The sequence below is a fragment of the Ahrensia marina genome, assembly GCF_042140245.1.
Classification (GTDB): domain Bacteria; phylum Pseudomonadota; class Alphaproteobacteria; order Rhizobiales; family MH13; genus MH13.
Genome location: NZ_CP159483.1, coordinates 3,706,518 through 3,723,272, shown reverse-complemented (window position 1 = coordinate 3,723,272; position 16,755 = coordinate 3,706,518). Strand labels below are relative to the sequence as shown.

The 16,755-nt window shown below is 59.1% G+C and carries 13 protein-coding genes; 4 read left to right on the top strand and 9 right to left on the bottom strand.

Annotated elements, in window-relative coordinates; all coding sequences use genetic code 11:
- Nucleotides 1-8: 8 nt before the first annotated feature.
- Entirely contained in the window at nucleotides 9-1,199 is a 1,191-nt protein-coding gene (locus ABWH92_RS18005; protein WP_375570762.1) for an Acg family FMN-binding oxidoreductase, read from the top strand.
- The gene (locus ABWH92_RS18000; RefSeq protein ID WP_375570760.1) at nucleotides 1,199-1,651 is read left to right on the top strand and encodes a MarR family winged helix-turn-helix transcriptional regulator; all 453 of its coding nucleotides are present in this window, start codon (nucleotides 1,199-1,201) and stop codon (nucleotides 1,649-1,651) included. Before ABWH92_RS18005 ends, ABWH92_RS18000 begins: the two co-directional genes overlap by 1 nt.
- A 159-nt stretch (nucleotides 1,652-1,810) precedes the next feature.
- On the opposite strand, the gene scpA is transcribed toward ABWH92_RS18000, so the two are convergent.
- Both scpA and ABWH92_RS17990 read right to left on the bottom strand, forming a co-directional pair.
- Nucleotides 1,811-3,976, bottom strand: a complete 2,166-nt coding sequence (scpA, locus tag ABWH92_RS17995; protein WP_375570758.1) for a methylmalonyl-CoA mutase — start codon at nucleotides 3,974-3,976, stop codon at nucleotides 1,811-1,813.
- Nucleotides 3,973-5,382: a methylmalonyl-CoA mutase family protein gene (locus tag ABWH92_RS17990; RefSeq protein ID WP_375570756.1), complete on the bottom strand. Its 1,410-nt coding sequence runs from the start codon at nucleotides 5,380-5,382 to the stop codon at nucleotides 3,973-3,975. Before ABWH92_RS17990 ends, scpA begins: the two co-directional genes overlap by 4 nt.
- 131 nt (nucleotides 5,383-5,513) lie before the next feature.
- Between ABWH92_RS17990 and ABWH92_RS17985 the strand changes: the two genes are divergently transcribed.
- Together ABWH92_RS17985 and ABWH92_RS17980 are read left to right on the top strand one after the other, a co-directional pair.
- Nucleotides 5,514-6,278, top strand: a complete 765-nt coding sequence (locus ABWH92_RS17985) for an alpha/beta fold hydrolase (protein WP_375570754.1) — start codon at nucleotides 5,514-5,516, stop codon at nucleotides 6,276-6,278.
- 66 nt (nucleotides 6,279-6,344) lie between these two features.
- Nucleotides 6,345-8,336, top strand: a complete 1,992-nt coding sequence (locus tag ABWH92_RS17980) for a cation:proton antiporter (RefSeq protein ID WP_375570752.1) — start codon at nucleotides 6,345-6,347, stop codon at nucleotides 8,334-8,336.
- Here the strand turns inward: ABWH92_RS17980 and ABWH92_RS17975 are convergent.
- The 7 genes from ABWH92_RS17975 to ABWH92_RS17945 are packed head-to-tail and all read right to left on the bottom strand — an operon-like array spanning nucleotide 8,333 to nucleotide 16,709.
- Nucleotides 8,333-9,547, bottom strand: coding sequence for an acyl-CoA dehydrogenase (locus tag ABWH92_RS17975; RefSeq protein ID WP_375570750.1), 1,215 nt, complete (start codon nucleotides 9,545-9,547; stop codon nucleotides 8,333-8,335). The two genes, ABWH92_RS17980 and ABWH92_RS17975, sit on opposite strands and share 4 nt — an antisense overlap.
- The gene (locus ABWH92_RS17970; protein ID WP_375570748.1) at nucleotides 9,540-10,925 is read right to left on the bottom strand and encodes an FAD-dependent oxidoreductase; all 1,386 of its coding nucleotides are present in this window, start codon (nucleotides 10,923-10,925) and stop codon (nucleotides 9,540-9,542) included. Before ABWH92_RS17970 ends, ABWH92_RS17975 begins: the two co-directional genes overlap by 8 nt.
- Nucleotides 10,922-11,788, bottom strand: coding sequence for an oxaloacetate decarboxylase (locus tag ABWH92_RS17965; RefSeq protein ID WP_375570746.1), 867 nt, complete (start codon nucleotides 11,786-11,788; stop codon nucleotides 10,922-10,924). Before ABWH92_RS17965 ends, ABWH92_RS17970 begins: the two co-directional genes overlap by 4 nt.
- Nucleotides 11,785-12,408 (bottom strand): cysteine hydrolase family protein, encoded by a 624-nt coding sequence (locus ABWH92_RS17960; protein ID WP_375570744.1) that lies wholly within the window; start codon nucleotides 12,406-12,408, stop codon nucleotides 11,785-11,787. The genes ABWH92_RS17965 and ABWH92_RS17960 overlap by 4 nt, the downstream gene beginning before the upstream one ends.
- Entirely contained in the window at nucleotides 12,405-14,462 is a 2,058-nt protein-coding gene (locus tag ABWH92_RS17955; protein WP_375570742.1) for a hydantoinase/oxoprolinase family protein, read from the bottom strand. Before ABWH92_RS17955 ends, ABWH92_RS17960 begins: the two co-directional genes overlap by 4 nt.
- The gene (locus ABWH92_RS17950; RefSeq protein ID WP_375570740.1) at nucleotides 14,459-16,156 is read right to left on the bottom strand and encodes a hydantoinase B/oxoprolinase family protein; all 1,698 of its coding nucleotides are present in this window, start codon (nucleotides 16,154-16,156) and stop codon (nucleotides 14,459-14,461) included. The genes ABWH92_RS17955 and ABWH92_RS17950 overlap by 4 nt, the downstream gene beginning before the upstream one ends.
- The gene (locus ABWH92_RS17945) at nucleotides 16,149-16,709 is read right to left on the bottom strand and encodes a tautomerase family protein (RefSeq protein ID WP_375570738.1); all 561 of its coding nucleotides are present in this window, start codon (nucleotides 16,707-16,709) and stop codon (nucleotides 16,149-16,151) included. The genes ABWH92_RS17950 and ABWH92_RS17945 overlap by 8 nt, the downstream gene beginning before the upstream one ends.
- Nucleotides 16,710-16,755 lie beyond the last annotated feature (46 nt).

The following is a 16,755-nucleotide window of genomic DNA, read 5'->3' as shown; positions in this document are numbered from 1 at the left end:
AGACTTTCATGACTGACACACCTTCCCCAAAGCCTTCCCAGCCCTCGCGGCGTACCTTCGTCCGTGTTCTCGGTGCAGGTGGCATTATCTTGGGAGCATCCGCACTCGGTGCCGGAACTTGGGTCACAACGCGTGACCCAGCAACTGCGCGAGAGCCATGGCAGAACGCTGGCCAGGGCGATGATGTCCGCGTCCGCGCACTGTCCTACGCCATCCTGGCGCCCAACGCGCACAACCGGCAGCCCTGGTCGGTGGACCTATCAGAGCCGGGCTCTGTGACGCTTTACTGCGATCTTGATCGACGGTTGCCGGAGACCGACCCGTTCGACCGGCAGATTACGGTGAGCTTGGGCTGTTTCATCGAACTGTTCACACTGGCTGCCGCCGAAGAGGGCTTTGGTGTGGAAGCCAACCTGTTTCCGCAAGGCGAACCTTCTCCCCGACTGGATGCCAGACCGGTCGCGCGCTTGCAGTTGGCTCCGGGCAACGGCACGCGCGATCCTTTGTTCGCGCAGATCGTCAATCGCCACACCAACAAAGAACCGTTTGACACTGCCCGGTCTGTGCCGGCTGGCGATGTGGCTGCTGTACTTGCCGCCAGCGGTGCCGCCGGATCCCTCCAAGCCGGGTCGACGCTTGAGGATGCTAAAATTCTCGAACTGCGTGAACTAACCTGGCGTGGTCATGAGATTGAGAGCTTCACGCCGCGCACCTTGCAGGAAAGCATCGACTTGATGCGGATTGGTAAAGCCGAGGTGCTCGCCAACCCTGATGGCATCGACCTGTCTGGCCCACTGTTCGAAAGCTTAAATGTGGCGGGCCTTCTGACACGTGAACAGATCGCCGACACAACATCCACCGCCTTCCAGCAAGGTTTAGACGCCTATCGCGAGATGATTTTTTCGGCGATGGGCTATGTCTGGCTCATCAGCGATGGCGACACGCGAGCTGAGCAGATCGCCGCTGGGCGCGCTTATGTCCGCATGCATCTGGAAGCGACAGCGCGCGGTATCGATGTGCATCCGCTCAGCCAAGCGCTTCAGGAGTATGAGGAGATTGCCGAGCTCTATAGCGACGCAAAAACCACATTGGGTGCGCAGCCAACACAGACCGTGCAAATGTTGGCGCGCATCGGTTATGGTCCAACCATCAAAGCCAGTCCGCGCTGGCTAGCTGAGACCCGTATCCGGAACACATAATGCCACAGAAATCTGATGATCCCGCGCTCTTTCGACTTTTCAATGAGATCGGGATCATCAGTCAGCTTTCTACGACCATGTTTGAGCGGGTGATGCCGCACGATCTGACCGTGGCGCAGTTCTCACTGCTCAACCATCTTTCAAAGCGCGACGAACCTCAGCCACCGCTGAAACTTGCCAACGCCTTTCAGGTCTCCAAGGGCACGATGACAAGCACGATTGGGCGTCTTGAAGGCAAAGGCTTCGTTGAGGTGACGCCGAACCCAAAGGATGGGCGCGGCAAGTTTGTTGGCATCACCGAGACTGGCCTTGCAGCGCGTAAGGACGCTGTGGCCGCCCTCGGCCCTGACTTGGCTTGGCTCGCTGACCACGTCACGCAAAAGAGCGCCATTGATTTGACCGAGGAACTGGCCGAGATCAGAGAGCTGCTCGACGCTCGTCGCGACGGGTAGCTTGGAGCGCAAACGCGCCACCATCGTCATCCCGGCCGCAGCGAAGCGAAGAGCCGGGACCCATGCCAGAGGATGCCCTGCAACGACGAGGCTGCTGAAAATTTGGCGGTGTGGGTCCCGGATAAGCCTGACGGCTTTCCGGGATGACGGACGGTGAAACTATTCTGCCGCTTGTTGGGCATAGCCGAGCTTGGCGTTGAGGTCTTCCAGCAATTCGCAGGCCGCATCGGCGATCACGGTGCCGGGTGGGAAGATTGCAGCGGCTCCCGCCTCTTTCAGCGCATCGAAGTCTTGTGGTGGAATGACACCACCAACCACAATCATGATGTCCTTACGGCCTTCATTGGCAAGCGCGCTTTTGAGGGCAGGAACGAGGGTCAGGTGACCAGCAGCCAGAGATGACACACCAACAATGTGCACGTCGTTCTCAACCGCTTGGCGCGCGGCTTCCTCTGGCGTGGCAAACAGCGGGCCGATATCGACGTCGAAGCCGATATCAGCGAAGGCCGACGCGATGACCTTTTGGCCGCGGTCATGCCCATCCTGGCCCATCTTCGCGACCAGTATGCGCGGGCGGCGGCCATCCGCCTCTTCAAAGGCATCGGTCATCGCAAGGGCGCGCTGAATCGAGTCGGACATTTCGCCTGCCTCCCGTTTGTAGACGCCAGAAATGGCTTTGATCTCGGCGCGGTGGCGCCCAAACACCTTCTCCATAGCATCTGACATCTCGCCGACAGTGGCCCCAGCGCGCGCCGCGACAACGCAGAGCGCCAGCAGGTTGCCATCGGCTGCTGCTCCGTTGGTCAGCGCAGTGAGGGCCGCATCCGTGGCGGTCTGATCGCGCTCGGAACGCAGCCTATTCAGTTTCTCTAGCTGCTGCTCGCGTACTGAAGCGTTATCCACTTTCAGGATATCCAGCGGCTGCTCGCGATCCGGCTTGTAGTTGTTGACCCCGATGATCGACTGCTGGCCACTGTCGATTCGCGCCTGCGTTTTGGCGGCCGCTTCCTCGATCCGCATTTTTGGGATGCCCTTTTCGATGGCCTTTGCCATACCGCCCAGCTCTTCAATCTCGGTGATATGCTCCATCGCCCGATCAGTCAGGTCGCGGGTCAGCCGCTCAACAAAGTAGGATCCACCCCAAGGGTCGATCACGCGCGTCGTGCCGCTTTCCAGCTGCAAAAAGAGCTGCGTGTTGCGGGCGATGCGGGCGGAGAAATCCGTCGGCAGCGCAAGCGCTTCATCCAGCGCGTTGGTGTGCAGGCTTTGCGTATGGCCTTGGGTGGCGGCCATGGCTTCGACGCACGTGCGGATCACATTGTTGTAGACGTCCTGCGCCGTCAGCGACCAGCCGGAAGTCTGGCTATGGGTGCGCAGTGCCGTGCTTTTTGGATTACTTGGCGAGAACTCATCCTGCATCAGTTTCGACCACAGCAGCCGCCCGGCGCGCAGCTTGGCCACTTCCATGAAGAAGTTCATGCCGATGGCCCAGAAGAAGGAGAGCCGCGGTGCAAAGCTGTCGATATCCATGCCCGCGCCGACGCCTCGGCGAGCGTACTCGATTCCATCGGCGAGCGTGTAGGCAAGCTCCAGATCCGCCGTCGCACCGGCCTCCTGCATGTGATAGCCGCTGATCGAGATGGAGTTGAACTTCGGCATCTCCTTCGATGTAAAGGCAAAGATATCGGAGATGATCCGCATCGAAGGCGAGGGCGGATAGATGTAGGTGTTGCGGACCATGAACTCCTTCAGAATGTCGTTCTGAATGGTCCCGGCGAGCTTGTCCGGCGAAACACCCTGTTCTTCCGCCGCGATGATGTAGAGCGCCATAACAGGCAGCACCGCACCGTTCATCGTCATGGAGACCGACATGGTGTCGAGCGGAATGCCATCGAACAGCTGACGCATGTCCAGGATCGAGTCGATGGCCACACCAGCCATGCCGACATCACCAGCGACGCGCGGGTGATCAGAATCGTAGCCGCGATGAGTCGCGAGGTCAAAAGCGACTGAAAGGCCTTTTTGCCCGGCGGCAAGGTTGCGGCGGTAGAAGGCGTTGGACGCTTCAGCGGTGGAGAATCCGGCATATTGGCGCACCGTCCAGGGCCGTTGAACGTACATAGTGGGGTAGGGGCCACGGACATAGGGCGCCAACCCGGGCAGGCTGGATGTATGGCTCAGCCCTTCTCTATCGCTCCGCTCGTAGCGGCGTTTGACGGCGATGCCTTCAGGCGTTTGCCAGTCATTTCCCTCGACCTTGGTCGGAGTGTCGTGACCTGAAAAGTCTGGGGTCGCCAGGGTCGCGAAGTCGGGCAAACTGCTCATGATGAAGCTCCCTTGCTTCCAAGGTTCCGAGGCCAAGGGGCAATCGGCTCGGCGTAGGTTTTCAGCCCGTTTTTCAAAGGAAAATTGATCGGCGCGACGTCCTCGACATCGACAGGGTATTCTGTCTCCAACTGGAAGATGGTTGTGCCCGTCAGGTGGCGTCTGCCGCTCTCGAAAGCCTCAATCATGTCGGCGCGCGCTGCTTTCACCTTCTGCTGAATATGTCCTGACACCAGCGCTTCGATAACACCGCCCTCGCGTTCAATTGCTTGGAAAGCTTTCCACGCCTTTTCGCAAAGCGCTTGCGTGTAGCTTTCAAAAAGACCGGAGCCTGCGGCGGGATCACCGACCTGATGCAGATGGCTTTCTTCCATCAGCACCAACTGCGTGTTGCGCGCCGTGCGACGAGCGAACGGATCAGGATAGCCTAGGGGTTGGCTGAAGGGCAGGGCGGTGATGCTATCAGCGCCACCAACAGCGGCGGCAAACACGGCCGTTGTGGCACGCAACATGTTCACATGTGGATCAAGACGAGTGAGCATGCGGGTGGATGTTTCAGCGTGAATGTGCGGTGCAAAGGGTGCAATGCCGGCTGCTTCCATCAGCTTGGCATGCAGCAAGCGTATCGCGCGCAGCTTGGCGATACCGGCAAATTGGTCGGCATCTGCGGCTACACCCAGCATGGTTTTCTGCGCTGAAAGGGCCGAGTCATCACCACTCTTCATCGCAAACACAAGCGAGGCCAGAACAAACGCCAGCTCATCGGCATCGGTGCCGCCACCATTGTGGATCACGCGACCGTCGGCGCGATAGACTGTTCCTTTGAAACCGTGCTCAGCCAGTTGGTCAAAGTGGCGGGCCTGCGCCTCACGGGTCGATGGGCCATCGCCGCGCAAGCCACCGGAGCTTGCGAGCAGACTGGCCGGGTCCAAACCAAAGTCCACCGCGATATGTGCGTTGGGCGTTGTTCGACCGTCCAGATAGGCGGCCAGGGCACGTGCATCGCGGGCACGGGCGGGCGATGGCTCCAGCTTCAGCCGGACGGCATCCACCAGCACGTCATCCAGGATGCTCGGCAATGCTTGAAGGTCGATGCCATAACCGAGCGAACCAGCTGCACCCTGGCTAACCAAAACCAGACCAGACGCTCCGCCTTCAAGTTCGGCCATGGTCTGGGCATAGGCGGCTTCAGCTTCAGGATGGTCAACGCGCTGCGCGACAATCCATGGCGTGCCACCATCGCGCATGGCGATGCCTTGGCCGTCTGCAGGCGCATAGAGCGGGTCAATCGCGATGCCTTCATCGCTCTGACTGGTCAGGCTTTCGATCGGCGCGCCTCTCAGTGCCTTATCGACAAGCGCTCTCCAGCGTTCAAATTCGGTCGCATCAAAACCTGTCGCTTGCATTGTCTCGCCTATCGCGCTTGTCTCTTCGCTGGTGCAGCATTGATTTTACCCATCTCATCCGCACAACAAAAGCCAGTCAGGCACTGATTGGCCTAAGCCTTTGGGATCAGACCCGAAAGATCAGACCTCCTATGTCGCAGCCATCTCACATCATCCTCATTCACGGTGCTTGGCAGGGCAGTTGGGTGTGGGATGATTTTGCGCCTCTTCTAGAGAAGGCTGGTTTCGCCCCTCACGCCATCGACCTGCCAGGCAACGGCGCCGATGACACGCCGCTGGCTGACGTCAGCCTTGATCTTTATCTGGCGCGCGTTGGCGCCCTGATCGAGCAGCTGGACGGTGACATTCTTATCATCGCGCATTCCGGGGGTGGGGTTGTCGGCACGGCCTTGGGTGAGCGCTATCCGCAACGCATCAAAGCCATCGCCTATATCGCTGGCATGATGCAGCCATCTGGTTGGAGTTTTGGAACAGTTTTGGCTGAGGAGAGGGCCGAGGAACGCGGACTGCTCGGTATCGGACCTTATCTGGAGTGGAATGAAGACCGCTCGGTGAGCATGGTTCCGCCGGAGGCTGGTGCCAAGATTTTCCTCAATGACATGCCCTTCGACCAGGCTTTGCAAGGCGCGAAGAACCTCACCCCACAGGCCGAACCAGGCAGGGCGCTTAAAACCGAATGGACCGCTGAGCGTTTCGGCACAGTTCCACGCATCTATGTTGAATGCGCGCAAGACCTCTCCGTTCTGCTCCCCATCCAGCAGGCTATGCAAAAAGCGGTTCCCGGTTTCAAGCACATCGCACTCGACGCAGGTCACGCGCCTCACATCTCACAGCCAAGGGCGTTGGCAGACGCACTGATCCCAGCATTGCGGGCTGCGGTTCCACACACGCTCTGATTGTCTCATCGGCTTTATACGCTATAGGGTGGCCCCTTGTTCGCGCTTGGCGATCGGGGGATGCACGTGACGGACCTTCTTCTTCTTACTTTCCTATTTTTGATCGCAGGCGTGGTTGCCGTGCCAATCGCCTCGCGTCTTGGGCTTGGCTCAGTGCTTGGCTATCTCATTGCTGGCATAGTCATTTCTCCGGTTCTGGCTTTTCTGCATGTGGATGTGATCGCCATCCAACACATCGCCGAGTTTGGCGTGGTGATGATGCTTTTCTTGGTCGGTCTGGAGCTTGAACCCAAGCTGCTTTGGTCCATGCGCGCCCGGCTGTTGGGCCTTGGCGGCGGGCAGGTTGGACTGACAACACTGGCCGTGATGGCAGTGTGCATGGTGTTTGGTCAGCCTTGGACAGTCTCGCTGGCGATCGGCCTTGTCTTCGCTCTGTCTTCCACCGCGATCGTTTTGCAAACGCTGAACGAAAAAGGGCTGATGAAGAGTGATGGCGGTCAGTCGAGCTTCCAGGTGCTCCTTTTCCAGGACATTGCCGTTATCCCGATGCTGGCCCTCATCCCGCTTCTTGCCATGCCAGAACTGATCGATGTGGCAAGCACTGTTGGTGAGCATGCGGCTGATGTCGCGCATGGTGATGCGGCGCACGGTCATGAAGGCGATCACGGCTCTGGGATGAGCCTTGTGGCTGGTTTGCCAGGCTGGCAGGCCGCCATCGTGACGCTCGCCGCCATTGGTTTCGTGATTTTGGGCGGAAGCGTGCTCACCCGTCCGATCTTCCGCTTCATCGCCATCGCCCAGCTACGTGAGCTGTTCACCGCAACCGCATTGATGATGGTGGTCGGCATTGCTTTGCTCATGTCGCTGGTCGGCTTGTCACCGGCGCTCGGCACTTTTTTGGCAGGCGTTGTGCTTGCCAACAGCGAGTATCGGCATGAGCTGGAATCCGACATTGAACCCTTCAAGGGTTTGCTGCTTGGCCTGTTCTTCATGACCGTGGGCGCGGGCGTCAATTTCGCACTGCTGTTTGACAATCTGACCATCACCATCGGGCTGACCCTCGGCGTGATGGCGTTGAAGATCGCGGTGCTTTTCGCGCTGGCTGTTGTCTTCAATATCAGAGGCTCTGACCGGTGGTTGTTTGCGCTTGGTCTTGCCCAGGCGGGCGAGTTTGGCTTCGTGCTTCTGTCCTTCACGGTTGCCAACGCTGTGATCCCAACTGCGTTGGCCGATCAATTATTGCTGGTCGTGGCGCTGTCTATGTTGCTCACACCCGCGCTCTTTATTCTCTACGACAAGCTGATCGCGCCGCGCTTTGATGAGGCTCAGGCGCGTGAACAGGACGCGATTGACGAAGCGAGCCAGGTCATCATCGCTGGGCGTGGCCGTGTTGGCGGCATCATCGATCGCATGCTGTCTGCTGCAGGCTACAATCCGACCGTCATCGACTTTTCATCCAAGCAAATCGACAATCTGAAGAAGTTTGGCGTTCGCACCTATTTCGGTGATGCCACGCGGCCGGATCTGTTGGCGGCGGCTGGCATTGCTGAGGCCAAACTTCTTGTGGTCGCTATCGACGACAAAGAGCAGATTACTGAGCTTGTGCGCTACGCGTTGCAGAACTACCCCAACCTGCACGTGCAGGCTCGGGCCATCGACCGCGACCATGTCTATCATCTCTATGCCGTCGGTTGCCGCGACATCATTCGCGAGACCTATGACAGTTCCTTGCGCATGGGCCGGTCTGCCTTTGAGGCGCTTGGTCTGTCACGCGAACAAGCCGACGCCATGACCGAGGCGTTTCAAGAGATGGATCGCGCGGCGATGATCAGCGTTGCCGATGTTTATGACGTCACCATTCCGCCGACGGAGAATGAGGCCTATCTGGCGCGTATCCGAGAGGTGCTCGGCCCATGGCAGGACGAACTTGGTGCCAAGATGAAGGCCATAGCAAAAACTGGTCCCTCCAAGGCTTCACCCGTTGCACCGTCCGAGACGGAAGACACGACGTCGACCAGTAAGACAAAGGCTAAGCCTGCTGGAAGCAAAGATCTCTAAAAGAATGCCTGCAAACCTGTTTGCGCACGTCCAAGGATCAGCGCATGGATGTCGTGCGTGCCTTCATAAGTGTTCACGGTTTCAAGGTTCTGTGCGTGCCGCATCACATGATATTCGGCCATGATGCCGTTGCCGCCGTGCATATCGCGGGCGTGGCGGGCAATATCGAGCGCTTTGCCGCAATTGTTCCGCTTCATCAGCGAAATGATCTCCGGGGCTGCTGTGCCTTCATCCAGCATCCGGCCCAGACGCAACGCGCCTTGAAGCCCCAGGGCAATCTCGGTTTGCATGTCGGCCAGTTTCTTCTGGAAGAGCTGGGTTTGCGCAATAGGACGATCAAACTGAACCCGCTCCAGCCCGTAAGAACGGGCGCGATGCCAGCAGTCTTCCGCAGCGCCCATCACACCCCAGGCGATGCCGTATCGCGCGCGGTTGAGGCAGCCAAACGGTCCCTTGAGGCCTTCAACGCCTGGCAAGACCGCGTCTTCGCCAACCTCCACTTCGTCCATGACGATTTCGCCCGTCACAGAGGCGCGCAAGGAGAGCTTGCCCTTGGTTTTGGGCGCAGCGAGACCCTTCGTGCCCTTTTCTAGAACAAAGCCGCGGATTTTGCCGTTGTGAGCCTCTGATTTCGCCCACACCACAAACACGTCGGCGATCGGACTGTTGGAAATCCACATCTTCGCGCCTGAGAGGCTGTAACCACCATCGATCTTTTTGGCGGTTGTTTTCATGCCTGCCGGGTCCGACCCGGCGTCAGGTTCGGTAAGGCCAAAGCAGCCAATCAGCTCACCGGCAGCCAGCTTGGGAAGATACTTTTCCTTCTGCGCATCTGAGCCGTACGCGTTGATTGGATACATGACGAGTGAGGACTGCACGCTCATCATCGAGCGATAGCCGGAATCCACACGTTCCACTTCACGTGCCACCAGGCCGTAGCTCACATAGCCTGCGCCGAGGCCACCATATTGCTCTGGGATCGTAACGCCCAAGAGGCCCATAGCGCCCATCTCGGCGAAAATCTCCGGCGCCACCTCTTCATTGAGGTAGGCATGTTCGACACGCGGCATCAGCTTGTCTGTCGCGTAAGCTCGCGCGCTTTCGACGATCAGCCGTTCATCTTCGTAAAGCTGTTCGGACAGATGAAAGGGATCAGCCCAATCAAACGGGGCAAGCGATGGGCCATGTCCTTGGGTTGTTCCGTCAAGCATGAGCATGCTCTCCTGTTGTCAGTGTAAAGCGACCGGCGCGGTAGCCGAGCACAGCTGCGCTCAAAAGCCCGTTGCCGGAAAGATAACCGCTATCGGCGGAGCCGGACACCCCGCCGGCGGCTCCGCCAGTTGCAAAGAGGTTGGGAAAGGGCGTGCCGTCGGCGTGCAACACGCGGGCGTTTCCATCCACTTTCAACCCGCCCTGGGTGTGAAACAAAGCGCCGGTGACTTTGACTGCACAGTAGGGCGGAGCAAGGTTGAGCGAAGGATCAAAAGTTCGCCCAAAGGCATCGGTGCCCGACGCGCTGGCAAAACTCGTCTGAAGAGCCTCCGCATCCAGTCCCAGCGTTTCTGCCAGTCCTTCGACCGTATCAGCCGTCTTCACAGCGCTTTGTGTTTCAGCGTCCTCAAAGTCTTTGAACTGGCGAGCGATATCAGCGATGCGTGCATCGAAAATAGCGTAAGCAAGGCCGTTTGGTTGTGCCAGCACATGGCGCGCGGCTTCTGAATAGCCCTGGCTTTCATCCCAGAAGCGCTCACCATTGGCGTTCACCTGGAAACCGCCTTGGGTGATCACCGCCCAAGTGATCAAAATACCATGCGGGTGGGCGACGTTGCCGTGGCCTTGATAGCTCCCAAGATCGGCCATCTGTGCGCCCAGCAACTTGCCCCAGGCAATAGCATCGCCCTGGTTGCCCTCGTGGCCGAAATAGAGGGCACCGGCGATAGCGGGTGTGAGATCTCGCACCATCTCAGTGTTTCCACCAAAGCCATTGCAGGCCAAGATCAGTCGCCCACAGGCGATATGCTCTTCGCTGCCGTCTGGCAGTGTTGCGAGTATACCCGTGACAGTATCGTTGTCGGCATAAAGGGTGCCCACGATACGCTCGACCGCGATCAGAATGCCTTTGGATTCACAGGCTTCACGCAGTGCGTTGATGAGCGCCTCACCAGATCGCGATGGCAGCCCATGCATGCGGCGGTGTCTGTGACCCGGATAGTCGAAATCATCGACCAGCGTGAACGGCAGATCGTGCGTATCGGTGAGCCAAGCGATCACCTCAGCAGAACTTTCGGTGAGCGCTTGCACCAACTCCGGGTCTGGCTCGCCATCGGCCTTTCTCATAATGTCGCTGGCGAACAGTTCCGGCGTGTCGGTGATCTCGGAGGCTTTTTGCTGCGCCGTCCCTGCGGCAGGGATCAACCCCGCACTCAGCGCCGTTGACCCAGATGGCACGGCATCGCGTTCCAGCACCAGCACATCCTGGCCGGCCTCATGGGCCGCAAGCGCCGCAACCAGCCCGGCGCAACCTGCACCGATGATCAGCGTGTCGACCTCAAGGTCAGCCTCACTAGACGGTGTCGGCAGAACGCTCATCCCTCTCTCTCATCATAGCGCTTGCCCGTGGCCAGCATTGCATCTGTGCCAAGGCGTTCGTTGAGAGCGGAAAAATCAAACATGCGCTCCTTGAACGGCGTGTTTGTGCCGTTGGATCTGAGCGAGGCGTAATAGTCCTCAGCCGTGCGAGCGATGGCCCGCACGATTCCGCCAGGAAAGATGACCAGTGAGAACCCAATGGCTTCCAGGTCAGCTGCAGTGCGCATCGGGGTCGCGCCGCCTTCCACCATATTGGCCATCAGCGGTGCGCGGCCTTTGAAGCGATCCACAATGCCGGTGAGTTGTTCCATGCTCTGCGGCGCTTCGATGAAAAGGGCATCGGCCCCCGCGTCGACATAGTTCTCAGCGCGGTCCAGAGCCGCGTCAAAACCCTCAACAGCGATGGCATCGGTGCGGGCGATGATCAGCGTCTCATCCGACGCGCGTGCATCTGCCATGGCTTTGATCTTGCCGGTCATCTCACCGGTTGAGATCAGTGACTTGTCGGCCAAGTGCCCGCAGCGCTTCGGGTAGGTTTGATCTTCGATTTGAAGCGCGCTGGCCCCGGCACGCTCATAAAGCCGCATGGTGCGCTGGGCATTCAGCGCATTGCCGAATCCGGTGTCGGCATCAATGATGACCGGAAGAGCTGTCCGATCTCGTATCAGCGCCATCGTGTCGGTCATCTCATTGACCGATGTCAGGCCAATGTCAGGGCGCCCAAGGCGTGTGTAAGCGACCGCAGCGCCAGACAGATACAGCGCTTTAAATCCTGCAGCTTCCGCCAGCGAGGCGGTCAGTGCGTCATAGACACCAGGTGCAACGAGGATAGGGTCAGCAGCCAGGCGCGCGCGCAACGTCATGTGGGCGCTCCTTGGATCAAGTCGATGGCCTCTGTGCACGACATCACCTGCGTCACCGTGCCAAGCGAGATGAGGGTCGCGTCGTGAACCTCCTGTTTGAAAGCCGCGCATCCGTCTGACAGCAATATGGTGTCTACATTGCGTAGATGGGCATCGCGTACCGTCGACGCCACGCCACCATTGGTAACGATGCCGCCGATGATCAGCGTCTCAATGCCCACCGCGCGCATAATGTATTCAAGGCGCGTCTGGTAAAAGGCCGAATAGGCGACCTTCTCCACCACATAGTCCGCCGGCGCCAACGCATTGACAAGCGTGTGCCCGAAACTGCCCGGCGCAAAATCACCCTTGGTGAGGAACGGACGAAGCTTTTTCAGATGCGGGGCAATCAGCGGTTCATCGTTTGGTCCAGGCACGAGCGTGAATTGTGCCGAAACATAATGACCACCTGCCGCACGCACCGCATCGACCACCGGCTTCACACGGTCCGGCAACGCTGCAATGGCAGGCGCAGATTGCCCCGCGCGACCGTAAGCGCCTTCCAGGTGCAGAAAATCGTTTTGCAGATCGATCGTCAGAACCGCCGCCGTGGCTGGATCGAAATCCGATAGATCGCTCATGATACTGTCCGCCGCTCAAGAATGAGATTGCCAAAACTATCCACCCGACCTTGAAAGCCTGGTTCCACCAAGATGGTCGTATCGGGCTGTGTCAAAATTGCCGGACCGTCGATCACCGTGCCCACGGGCAGCGTCAGCCGGTCGTAAAGGGCGGTGTCATGCCACGCGCCATTCATGCGCACACTGCGTGACCCATAGGGCATCGAGGTGGCGTTGGCATCATCCGGTGCCAGTGAGGAAAGGTCGAACCTTGGCCGCCTGCCAATCGTGCTGGTCCGCAAGTTTAAAATGCGTTGTACGCCGCCGTCCAACAGACGGTTGAAGGCGGCACGATAGGCGTTTTCAAACGCATCTCGGATCGTATCGATTGTCGGCGCAATCACCTGCGAACCTGTCATTTCAACGGTGATCGGCACGGCCACGGTGTGGGTCTGTCCGGCATAGGCCATATCCAGTTCAACCTGCACATCTCGTGCGCCGAACTGCACGCCAGAGGCATCAAGCAGTGCCATGCCTTCATCGACATGGGCTTGGATCATGATGCCAAGCTCGGCCTCATCAAGCGCTGCCAGGGTTGTGTTGATTGTCTGTACAAAATCTTGGCGCATATCGGCGATCACGCAGCCAAGCGCTGATGTTACGCCCGGAAAGCGTGGGACGAGTGCACGAGCAAGCTCGCACTCATCCACCAGTGCGCAGGCATGCAGCGCTCCTCCACCGCCGAAGGGCATGAAAGAAAAGTTTTGCGGGTTATGCCCGCGTTCAATGCTCACCAGACGAATGGCGCCTGCCATGTGAGCGTTGGCCACTTTCAAAATGGCTTCGGCAGCATCTTCAGTTTCCAAGCCAAGAGGCGCGCCAACATGGGTATCGATGGCCGTTCGTGCCGCCTCCACGTCCAGCCTATCGAGGCCACCTCCAATGGGTTTCTCCGCATCGATGCGGCCAAGCACGATGTTGGCATCTGTCACGGTCGGGCGGTCATTGCCACGGCCATAGGCCACCGGGCCGGGGTTGGAGCCAGCACTTTCCGGCCCGATGTTGAGCAGTCCGCCTTTGTCCACCCAGGCGATTGAGCCACCGCCTGCACCGATGGTGGTGATCTCGATCATCGGCGTGCGCACCACCATGCCGAAATCGATACTGGTCTGCGCGGCCAACGCCGACTGACCATCGGCGATCAGTGAAACGTCAAAGCTTGTGCCGCCGACATCACCAGTAATGATGTTGTCGTAACCGGCGCTGGTGGCGATGTAGGCGGCTGCGATTACACCCGCTGCCGGACCTGACAATGCGGTGCGCACAGGCAAGCGACAGGCCGTGTCCACGGCCATGACACCGCCGTTGGATTGGACCAGCAAAAACTCGCCGCCAAACACGCCGTCGCGCAAACCCGATTCCAACCGTCCCAAGTATCCAGCCACTTCGGGTTGGAGATAGGCGTTAAGCACCGTGGTCGATGTCCGCTCGAACTCTCGAATTTCTGGCAAAATTTCACTTGAAACGGACACATGCGGATTGGGCCAAACGGCGCGCAGGGCTTTCGCAGCGGCCTGTTCGTTGGCGGGGTTGGCATAGGCGTTGATGAAGATAAGCGCGACAGCTTCACAGCCCATCGCAAGCAGTTCGCGCGCGGCAGCCTCAACGGTGGCGGTGTCCACTGGCGTTTCGACGCTACCATCGGCAAGCGTGCGTTCGGGTACTTCCAAGCGCCGGTCGCGCGGCACCACGGGTTTAAAATCGCCGCGCAGGCCCCATGTCGCGCGGCGGTCGCGGCGACGCATCTCCAGCGTGTCGCGAAAGCCTTGGGTGGTAATGAGGCCGATCTTTGCACCCTTGCGCTCCAGCAATGCGTTGGTGCCAGCGGTGGTGCCGTGAACCACCGTGCGCATCGCGGAAAGATCATCACCTGCGCTTTGCACGCCAGCAAGAAAACCACCGGATTGGTCAGGTCGCGTGGTTGGCACCTTGGCAACGCTCGCTTTACCGGTTGCCTCATCAAGAATAAAAATATCGGTGAACGTTCCGCCGACATCGACGCCAACAATGCTCATGATTCGGCACCTCGCCACGCGGTACCATAAGCCTTGTCAGCGGACGTTTCGGTAAGGAAACCCAACGCGACATCGCGGGCGATGGCAGACGGTTCGCGCGCTTCAGGCGGTCCGTAACCTCCGCCGCCTGGCGTCTCCAAGCGAACACGCTGCCCGCGCTTTAAAGGGATGCCGACCATCTTAGAGGCCAGTGCAGGCTCAGCCCAACCTTTTTCGGTTTCGTAGGCAAACTCGTTCTTGGCGGCTTCCTGTCCACCCGCAACGCCCTGCGGGGCAAAACGTCCGCGTTCTCCGAACAGGAAAGCCTCGGCTTCCTCTTCCAAAAGCTCGATCTCGTAGACCGCGCCAAGCCCGCCACGATGGGTGCCATGGCCAGCGCTATCAGGCCGCAACGCCCATTGCCGAAACATCACCGGGTAGGCTGCTTCAAGAATTTCGGCAGGCGGGATCGTCGCCGTAGATATAGGCGCGTTGCCATGGTTGAGGCCATCGTTTTCGATCGAGCCGCCATGACCGCCGCCATAGAAAGAGAACATCACCCAGCGTTGGCCATTGGCCTTCTGCCCCGCGATGGAAAGCGCGTTGATGGTGCCATAGGCATTGGCGACGATGCGCTCGGGTACGGCTTTGGCTGCGGCCGAAAAGATCACGTCAATCATCCGCAGGATCGTTTCAGTGTAGCCACCGGTCGGTGCGGGGAACTCAGCGGACAGCAACGACCCCTCGGGTACATTGATGGTGATCGGTCGCATCACACCGGCATTGGCTGGCAGGGCGGGGAAGATATGTTTGATCGCCACGTAGCAGCAGGCAATCGTCGTGGGCAGAGCGATGTTCACTGGCCCGGCAGTAACGGGCGCTGTACCTTTAAAATCTATGGTGAGCTGATCGCCGCGCACTTCCAGCGTCACCTTGATCGGTAGGGCGGTGTCGGTGATCCCATCATTGTCGAGATAGTCGGTTGCTTCCCATCGCCCATCTGGCAGGTCGGCAAGCTCGGTGCGCATCAGCGCCTCGGCACGGTCGCCCAGCTTGGAAAAAGCGGCGCCTACCGTATCTGCGCCGTAGCTATCAAGGAGTGCGTCCAGGCGTTTGACGCCGAGATCGAGCGCTGAAAGCTGACCGTTCAGGTCACCACGGGCGGACTGGGGGAGCCGCGTATTGCGCAAGATGATGTCGATGATGTCGATTTGCACTTCACCGGCACGCACAAGCTTCACCGGCGGCAGAACCACCGCTTCCTGAAACACCTCGCGGGCCGACGGGTTGTAGTTGCCTGGCACTGCGCCGCCCAAATCGTGCCAATGCCCGACCGAGGCGAGATAGCAGAACAGCTCACCATCGCGAAAATAGGGGCGCACCAGTCGCATGTCGGAAAGATGCGTGCCACCGATATGCGCATCGTTGAAGATGTAGACGTCGCCATCCGCCAGATCGCCGTCGCGCGCCGCCTTCTCGATCACAGCTTTGACGGCAAACGCCATCACGCCAACGAAAATTGGCAGGCCGGACTTGCCTTGTATTAGCGTGTCGCCTGTCCGGGCATCGTAAAGCCCGTGCGAGGCATCATGCGCTTCGGCAATGATCGGGTTGAAGGCACTGCGAAACAGTGTGGCGTCCATTTCGTCAGCGATCTGTTCCATGCGCCCGGCAAGAACAGCCAGCGTGATGGGATCGATGTCTGGCTCAGCCATTCTTCGCCTCGCCCATATCGTTCCAAACATCTTGGCGGGTGAGCAGGCCATTTTCCATTTCGAAGCGGTCGATGAAGCGAATGCCCTCGAAGACTGCGCCATCCAGCCACTCACCTGAAAGCGTGCCGTAGCAATAGACGGTTGGTCCTTCATCACCTGATGCGGTGTCAAAGCGCTCATAGGTTTTGCGCACGAACCGGTAGCGTGGCTTGGCCCAGGCGATCAGCTCGTCAAGCGTGTTCATGTTCACGCCGCCAGGAAAGGCCATCGTGAACGTGTCGGCGAGCATGGCTGATGCGGCGTTTAAGTCACGCGCTTCCATGTGCCCCAAAAATTCGCGGACCAAACGGGCGGCATCGGGTAAAGCTGGGGCAGGCTGCTTGTGCTTACCACCGCGCATATAGTTGGCGGCTGGCACTTCGTTAAGAGCGATAACAATGCCTTCGGGATTGGCTGGCAGCACCTGTCGAACTGCGCCTGTTAAAGCTATGCAGAGCCGTTCTTTGGCTTCGTCATCATAGCCTTCGATCATCGTCACCGAAATTGATGGCACATTGAGCCTCCGTCACAATCTGTACTGTTTATAGGACAGGTTGACA

Bases quoted from the DNA above. Each gene is read 5' to 3' on its own strand.
- ABWH92_RS18005 (WP_375570762.1), top strand. From the start codon at position 9: ATGACTGACACACCTTCCCCAAAGCCTTCCCAGCCCTCGCGGCGTACC.
- ABWH92_RS18000 (WP_375570760.1), top strand. From the start codon at position 1,199: ATGCCACAGAAATCTGATGATCCCGCGCTCTTTCGACTTTTCAATGAG.
- scpA (WP_375570758.1), bottom strand. From the start codon at position 3,976: ATGAGCAGTTTGCCCGACTTCGCGACCCTGGCGACCCCAGACTTTTCA.
- ABWH92_RS17990 (WP_375570756.1), bottom strand. From the start codon at position 5,382: ATGCAAGCGACAGGTTTTGATGCGACCGAATTTGAACGCTGGAGAGCG.
- ABWH92_RS17985 (WP_375570754.1), top strand. From the start codon at position 5,514: ATGTCGCAGCCATCTCACATCATCCTCATTCACGGTGCTTGGCAGGGC.
- ABWH92_RS17975 (WP_375570750.1), bottom strand. From the start codon at position 9,547: ATGCTTGACGGAACAACCCAAGGACATGGCCCATCGCTTGCCCCGTTT.
- ABWH92_RS17970 (WP_375570748.1), bottom strand. From the start codon at position 10,925: ATGAGCGTTCTGCCGACACCGTCTAGTGAGGCTGACCTTGAGGTCGAC.
- ABWH92_RS17965 (WP_375570746.1), bottom strand. From the start codon at position 11,788: ATGACGTTGCGCGCGCGCCTGGCTGCTGACCCTATCCTCGTTGCACCT.
- ABWH92_RS17960 (WP_375570744.1), bottom strand. From the start codon at position 12,408: ATGAGCGATCTATCGGATTTCGATCCAGCCACGGCGGCGGTTCTGACG.
- ABWH92_RS17955 (WP_375570742.1), bottom strand. From the start codon at position 14,462: ATGAGCATTGTTGGCGTCGATGTCGGCGGAACGTTCACCGATATTTTT.
- ABWH92_RS17950 (WP_375570740.1), bottom strand. From the start codon at position 16,156: ATGGCTGAGCCAGACATCGATCCCATCACGCTGGCTGTTCTTGCCGGG.